Here is a 6,854-nt window from a genome sequence, read left to right as displayed (position 1 = left end):
ATAATTGTTTTGTTTGTGGGTCGTGGTAGCCAGTTCCCGTGTGGGGTTGGGTGCTGCGGCCCACTTTTTGTTACCCACGAGTAAACGGGATTAAATAGGGGTTGGTCTGCTCGGTAGCGGAAGGCGGGCTTACCGGTGTCTTGAGGCTTAAGGGGGCAAAGGGTGTCCGGGTTAATGGACACAGGCGTGTCCGCTTAGAGGATCGCCCGGTTGGCACCTTTCGCTGCTTACCCCAATGTGAGTTACTGACTGCCTTTATGGCTGTCATTGGCGGGTGAATGCGGGGTTAGTTCCTGGGTCTATGGCAGCGGCTGTGGGCTAATTAAAGTTACTGACTGCGTTTATGACAGAAATAGCGCGAAAGATCGCTTGAAAGTGTCATAAACTCATACAGTTTCACGTTTGCAGCCCGTATTTATGCCTGCAGCCTGTACTCACACGTATAGCCTCCAATCGCGTGTACAGCCCGTATTCAAGCGCAGCCCATTCTCGCAAGCAAAGCTCGCAAGCTCATTGTCAACTAGGCCCAACTAGGCCCAACTACGCCCAGCGAGACCCAAACATACGTCGATAGTGCACATGTTACCTTCCGTAGGGCACAAGTTACCCCCGTTAGCGAACGCTGCAATCGTGCCTTTACCAGCACAAATTAGCCAACGCTAAGCCAAGTTCGAAATATGCCCTAAATATTGCGTAATTTCATAACGTATTTACTTGTTAAATAGGGAACCCTAAGCTAATGTTTCACAGGTAATGATTACCTAAGTAAGTGATTGGGTAACGGCGTCTAAGTGGCGTTTGTTTAACAATCCTACTGTGACCGAAGGGATGCCTTTAAGTGGCGCGTTCTAACTCCGGCCGTATTCGCAATATCGTAGTTGCATCTGTTGCGAGCCTTGGACTTGTTCTTGGTGCTTGTTCTACTGATGCCGGTAACGAGGATAAGTCTGCAGCTGCAGGCAACGAGTCTACTATTACCGTTACTGATAATCATGGTGAGCAGACCGTACCTGCCGAGATTGACTCTGTTGTGGCCACGGATAACCGTTCCTTCGAGATGCTCGATCAGTGGGGTATTAAGCTGGCTGCAGCTCCTAAACCGATTATCCCGTTCACGGTTTCCGACTACAAGGACAATCCTGACGTTCAGGACATCGGCAATCACCGCGAGCCGAATCTCGAAATTGTTGCTGCTGCTGACCCGGACCTGATTGTGAACGGTCAGCGTTTCGGCAAGTACTACGATGACCTGAAGAAGCTCGCTCCGAACTCCGCGATTGTGGAGTTTGAGCCGCGCGAGGGCAAGCCGCTGGACGAGGAGCTCAAGCGGCACGCTAAGGGCCTGGGCGCCATCTTCGGTAAGGAGAAGGAAGCCGATCAGCTCATCGCAGACTTTGACAAGGCTCTGGAGCGCGCTCGCAAGGCTTACAACCCGGACGTGAAGGTCATGGCGCTGAACTCGTCGGGCGGCACCCTCGGTTACATTGCTCCGACTGTTGGTCGTACCTTCGGCCCGCTGTTCGACCTGATTGGCATGAAGCCGGCGCTGGAGGTCGACAAGGCCAGCGATGACCACCAGGGTGATGAGATTTCCGCCGAGTCCATCGCTGAGGCAAACCCGGACTTCATCATGGTGCTTGACCGCGATGCTGGCACCTCTGTCCGCGGTACCGATGAGTACCGTTCGGCACAGTCTGTGGTCGAGGAAGCCGCTCCGCTGAAGAACGTGAAGGCAGTCAAGGAGGGCAAGATCTACTACGCCCCAGAGGACACTTACACCAACGAGTCCATCATCACGTACACGGAGATTCTGAACGGGCTTGCCGACGCCTTCGAGCAGGCCTAATAGTTCTCTGACCAGTCACAGGAGTACCTCACCAACTCTATGCAGAAGTTACTGGATTCCCGACTAGCCATCGGGATTGCCTTTGTGGCAGTCCTGGTGGCTATGTCGCTGTTTGTAGGCCAATACGACATCCTGGGCGCCGACGACGGCTGGGAGATGTTCGCCACTACGCGTATACCGCGCACCATTGCACTAGTGCTCTCGGGTGCCGCGATGGCGATGTGTGGCTTGGTCATGCAGCTACTTACGCGCAACAAGTTTGTCGAACCCACCACCACGGGAACCACGGAGTGGGCTGGTCTCGGCCTGATTTTCGTGATGTATTTCTTTCCTTCGGCCTCGATGCTTGGCCGGATGGGCGGGGCAATCATCTTCGCTTTCATCGGCACGGCAGTGTTCTTCCTGTTCTTGCGCCGTGTCGCTTTGAAGTCAAGTCTGGTTGTGCCCATCGTGGGCATCATGTTGGGTGCGGTAGTCAGTTCGATTTCGACTTTCTTTGCGTTACAGACGGACATGCTGCAGTCGCTAGGCGTGTGGTTCGCAGGCTCTTTTACTGCCATTTATAAAGGGCAGTACGAATTCCTGTGGCTGGTCGTCATCGTGGTTGCAATCGTCTTCGTATTCAGCGATCGGTTAACGGTTGCGGGGCTTGGTGAGGACATTGCCACCAACGTCGGTCTGAACTACAAGCGAATCGTGTTCCTGGGAACGGGGCTGATTGCAATCGCAACAGGTTTGGTCACCGTCGTGGTGGGCAACCTCCCATTCCTGGGGCTCATCGTCCCGAATATCGTCTCCATGTTCCGTGGCGATGATCTGCGCTCCAATCTTCCCTGGGTATGCCTGGTGGGCATTGCCATTGTGACGATTGCGGACCTGATTGGCCGCGTCATTATCGCCCCGTTCGAGATTCCGGTATCGGTGATTCTCGGCATCCTGGGTGCTGCCATCTTCGTCTATCTGATTGTGGAGCGGCGTCGTGCTTAATCTCAGTTCAACTCACACGGTGGCCGACCAGGCCGGGCCGCAAACGACGTCGTTTAGCACGGCCGCCGCGGCGCGCAGGTACTGGATTATCATTGCTGCGCTGGCGGGCCTGGCGGTGTTGTTTACGGCGGGCCTGCTTGCGTGGGACAACCCGTTGCCGTTCGGTACGGATGGTTTTTGGCTGATTGCGCGCCGGCGTCTTGATGCCGTAATTGCCATGATCGTGGTTGCCTGCTGCCATGCCGTCGCGACAGTGGCGTTCCAGTCGATTGCGAATAACCGAATTATTACGCCGTCGATTATGGGGTTTGAAGCGCTGTACGTGGCTATCAGTACCGCTGCGGTGTACTTCTTCGGGGCGACGGGTCTGATGAATGCCGGCTCGGTTGGGGCGTTTGTGCTGCAGCTCGTGCTGATGGTGGGGCTGTCGCTGGTGCTGTATGCGTGGCTGTTGACTGGGCAGGGCGCGGATATGCACAGCATGCTGCTGGTGGGCATTGTTATCGGTGGCGGGCTGGGCTCGGTATCGACATTTATGCAGCGCATGCTGACGCCTTCGGATTTTGACCTGCTGACGGCGCGGCTGTTCGGCTCTGTCAACAACGCGGACCCGGAGTTTTTCCCGGTGGCGATCCCGCTGGTGATCGCGGCAATCGTGGTGATTGCGCTGCATTCGCGGGCCCTCAATGTCATGTCGTTGGGGCGTGAAGTCGCGACGAATCTGGGCGTGAATTACCAGGTTCGGTCCATCACCGTGCTGGTTGCGGTGTCCGTGCTGATGGCAGTATCGACGGCTATGGTCGGCCCGATGACATTCCTCGGCTTCCTGGTCGCGACCATTGCGTACCAGGCTGCGGATACCTATGACCATCGTTTTGTGCTGCCGATGGCGGCGCTAATCGGCTACGTCACGCTGGCCAGTGCGTATTTCATCCTCAATCACGTTTTCTATGCCCAGGGCGTGGTGTCCATCATCATCGAGCTGGTTGGCGGTTCGATCTTCCTCTACGTCGTTTTGAAGAAGGGACGGCTATGATTCTCCTCGACAGTGTAAGCAAGAGCTATACCAGCGAGGTGTCAATTGGCCCCGTTGACCTGGAAATTCCAACCAATGCGATTACGGCTCTGATTGGGCCGAATGGTGCGGGCAAGTCCACGCTCTTGACTATGATTGGCCGCCTCCTTGCCGTCGATTCCGGCGACATCAACGTCGGCCCCTACAACGTGGGCAAGACCAAGTCGAAGGATCTGGCGAAGGTGCTGTCGATTCTGCGCCAGGACAACCACTTCGTCACCCGCCTCACCGTGCGCCAGCTGGTCAGCTTCGGCCGTTTCCCGTACAGCCAGGGGCGTCTGACCGCCGAGGACGAGCGCATCATCTCCCAATACATTGAGTTCCTCAATCTTGAGGCGCTCCAGGGCCGCTACCTCGACGAGCTCTCCGGTGGGCAGCGTCAGCGTGCGTATGTCGCAATGGTGCTCTGTCAGGAGACGGATTACGTGCTTCTCGACGAGCCGTTGAACAACCTGGATATTTCTCATTCGGTCGACATCATGTCGTACCTGCGCACTGCAGTGCGCGATTTGGGTCGAACCATGGTGGTGGTGTTGCATGACATCAATTTCGCGGCTCGCTACGCCGACTACATCTGTGCGGTCAAGGATGGCCAGATTGTAGAGCACGGCCTTACCGCAGAGCTGATGCGTTCGGAGGTTCTGAGCCCAATCTTCAACACTCAGATTGACATCGTCCAGGGCCCGCACGGCCCGGTCGCCTGCTACGGCTCTTAAGGCAATTCCTGGCCGGACCCACGCAGCCGATACAATCTAGCCTCATGACTATTACTGCTGCCGTTGACGGTTCCGCCCTGCACAACCCCGGACCTGCCGGGTGGTGCTGGTATATCGACGACAGCTGCTGGGCCGCCGGCGGATGGAAAGAGGGAACCAACAACCGCGGGGAGCTCACCGCTCTTGCCGAGCTGCTCCGCGCCACCGCGCACATCCCCGACGAGCCCCTTTTCGTACTGTGTGATTCGCAGTACGTGATCAACTCCGTCACTAAGTGGATGCCGGGGTGGAAACGCAAGGGATGGAAGAAGCGCGACGGCAAGCCCGTCCTCAACGTCGATATCTTGCAGGACATCGACCAGCTGCTTGCCGGCCGCAATATCCACCTCGAGTGGGTCAAGGGACATTCCGGTCACGACTTGAACGAGGCTGCTGATCAGCGTGCCCGCGCCGCCGCCACCGCGTATCAGAAGGGCACCGCCGTGCCGGAGGGGCCAGGTTTCGCTGGTTCGGGTAGTCGCGCGCAGACGAATGCGGCGCCAACAAAAACCACCCCCGCGCCTAGTTCCGAGCCTAAGGCACCCAAGGCCGCAACCTTCGAGCAGGAAGGCCTCTTTGACCTCGCCGTCGACACCACCGTGACACCCGAGGACGCCGCCAAGGAAGCGCTCACCATTTTCCGCCGCGCCGCACATCGCGCTGAGCAGGGTAATGCCCGCGCACTCAAGGCATTGCTTAACGACGCCCTGGGCGCCAACCTCGCCGTGCCAGACGGGCTTTCGGATGCCGAGCATGAGCTCCGCGTCGAGGGAACCACCGCTACCGCGCAGTTCACCACTGACGACTGGGTTGGCCTGGCTGTCTGGGATTTGTCCGAGGCAGTGGGGAAGGCCACAGGTTCCGCACGTTTGCTGGGCTGGAATGTGGGCAGGTCTTAGCGGTAGTATGAAAGTTTGGTCTTTTAGGTAGACCACCAGGCAATCCGGGGTTACTGGTAGCCTGAAAACACATAAATTCTTTTACTCATTACTTATAAGGAGCTCCGACTTCATGGCTGAGCACGAAGGTCCTCGTTCCGGCGAAGGCCGAGGAAATCGCGGAAACCGCGGGTCTAACCGTTCCCATGGTCGTGGCGAGGGCGGCTTTAACGGGCGCAACCGCAACGACCGTCGTGGACAGGGCGGTGGCCCGGGTGGTCGTGGCCGTGGTGGTCACGGTGGTCATGGCGGTAACCGCGATTCCCGTGGTTCGCGGGGCTTCCGTCGTGATGATCGCGATGATCGTGACTTTAACCGGGACGACCGTGGCGACCGCAATGACCGCGGTGGCCGTGGCGGTCGTGGCTACAACCGCGATGACCGCAATGATCGTCGCGGCCCGGGCGGACGCAGTGGCCAGGGAGGCCGCAACTTCGACCGTCGTGGCGGCAAGCCACGTCGCTCCAACCGTGGTGGCCGCTTCCAGGATGAGAAGCGTACGCACCGCACCGGCCCGCAGCGCCCAGGTTTTCGCGAGGAGCGCATTGAGGCTCGCAAGAACGAGCCGAAGCTGCCAGATGACATTCGCGCAGACGAGCTCGACCCGAGCGTGCGCCAGGATCTGAAGAGCCTGGCTAAGGACAACGCCGACAAGGTTGCTCGTCACATGATTATGTCCGCAATCCTGATGGCTGAAGACCCGAAGCGTGCCCTCGAGCACGCCCGCGCAGCGAAGGACCGCGCTGGTCGCGTCGGTGTCGTTCGTGAGACCGCTGGTGTTGCTGCTTACCACGCAGGTGAGTGGAAGGAAGCCCTGGCGGAGCTGCGTGCTGCTCGCCGCATCTCCGGTGGCCCGGGCATGCTCGCGGTCATGGCGGACTGCGAGCGCGGCCTCGGCCGTCCAGAAAAGGCCATTGAGCTGGCTCGCTCCGAGGAAGCCAAGCAGCTGGACAACGAGTCCAAGACTGAGCTGGCTATCGTCGCCGCCGGTGCCCGCCGCGATATGGGCCAGATCGATGAGGCTCTGGTTGAGTTGGAGACCCAGGATCTGAACCCGGACCGCGAGGATTTCGAAGCAGCTCGTCTGTTCTACGCCTACGCTGATGCGCTGGTGGAGGCCGGTCGTAAAGATGATGCCAAGGTGTGGTTTACCCGCTGCGCCAAGATCGATGTGGACCAGATGCTCGATGCTCGCGAGCGCATCGAAGAGCTGAGCAAGTAATCAGCCCAGCTGCCGGCTCGCAACATCAGCC

6 protein-coding genes are annotated in these 6,854 nt (G+C 58.3%); all 6 read left to right on the top strand.

All coding sequences use genetic code 11. The annotated features are described in order from the left end of the window. The first annotated feature begins 838 nt into the window (after positions 1 to 838). The 6 genes from CHU70_RS10645 to CHU70_RS10620 all read left to right on the top strand — a co-directional run bounded on the left by CHU70_RS10645 (position 839) and on the right by CHU70_RS10620 (position 6,823). The gene (locus CHU70_RS10645) at positions 839 to 1,846 is read left to right on the top strand and encodes a siderophore ABC transporter substrate-binding protein (RefSeq protein WP_070549823.1); all 1,008 of its coding nucleotides are present in this window, start codon (positions 839 to 841) and stop codon (positions 1,844 to 1,846) included. A 39-nt stretch (positions 1,847 to 1,885) separates the two neighbouring features. Continuing rightward, positions 1,886 to 2,833: an ABC transporter permease gene (locus CHU70_RS10640; protein ID WP_049171656.1), complete on the top strand. Its 948-nt coding sequence runs from the start codon at positions 1,886 to 1,888 to the stop codon at positions 2,831 to 2,833. Further along, on the top strand, positions 2,826 to 3,869 hold the full coding sequence (locus CHU70_RS10635) for an iron chelate uptake ABC transporter family permease subunit (RefSeq protein WP_053087318.1): 1,044 nt from the start codon (positions 2,826 to 2,828) through the stop codon (positions 3,867 to 3,869). The genes CHU70_RS10640 and CHU70_RS10635 overlap by 8 nt, the downstream gene beginning before the upstream one ends. Continuing rightward, the gene (locus tag CHU70_RS10630; RefSeq protein ID WP_147719011.1) at positions 3,866 to 4,624 is read left to right on the top strand and encodes an ABC transporter ATP-binding protein; all 759 of its coding nucleotides are present in this window, start codon (positions 3,866 to 3,868) and stop codon (positions 4,622 to 4,624) included. Before CHU70_RS10635 ends, CHU70_RS10630 begins: the two co-directional genes overlap by 4 nt. Before the next feature lie 44 nt (positions 4,625 to 4,668). Then, positions 4,669 to 5,562 (top strand): RNase H family protein, encoded by an 894-nt coding sequence (locus tag CHU70_RS10625; protein WP_147719012.1) that lies wholly within the window; start codon positions 4,669 to 4,671, stop codon positions 5,560 to 5,562. A gap of 94 nt (positions 5,563 to 5,656) precedes the next feature. Continuing rightward, a complete protein-coding gene (locus CHU70_RS10620; RefSeq protein ID WP_370547841.1) occupies positions 5,657 to 6,823 on the top strand; it encodes a hypothetical protein in 1,167 nt (388 codons plus the stop codon). Positions 6,824 to 6,854: the final 31 nt, after the last annotated feature.

The sequence above is a fragment of the Corynebacterium sp. LK10 genome (genome assembly GCF_008042455.1).
GTDB lineage: Bacteria > Actinomycetota > Actinomycetes > Mycobacteriales > Mycobacteriaceae > Corynebacterium > Corynebacterium jeikeium_D.
This window is presented reverse-complemented; position numbering and strand designations above follow the sequence as displayed.

Bases quoted from the DNA above. Each gene is read 5' to 3' on its own strand.
- CHU70_RS10640 (WP_049171656.1), top strand. From the start codon at position 1,886: ATGCAGAAGTTACTGGATTCCCGACTAGCCATCGGGATTGCCTTTGTG.
- CHU70_RS10630 (WP_147719011.1), top strand. From the start codon at position 3,866: ATGATTCTCCTCGACAGTGTAAGCAAGAGCTATACCAGCGAGGTGTCA.
- CHU70_RS10625 (WP_147719012.1), top strand. From the start codon at position 4,669: ATGACTATTACTGCTGCCGTTGACGGTTCCGCCCTGCACAACCCCGGA.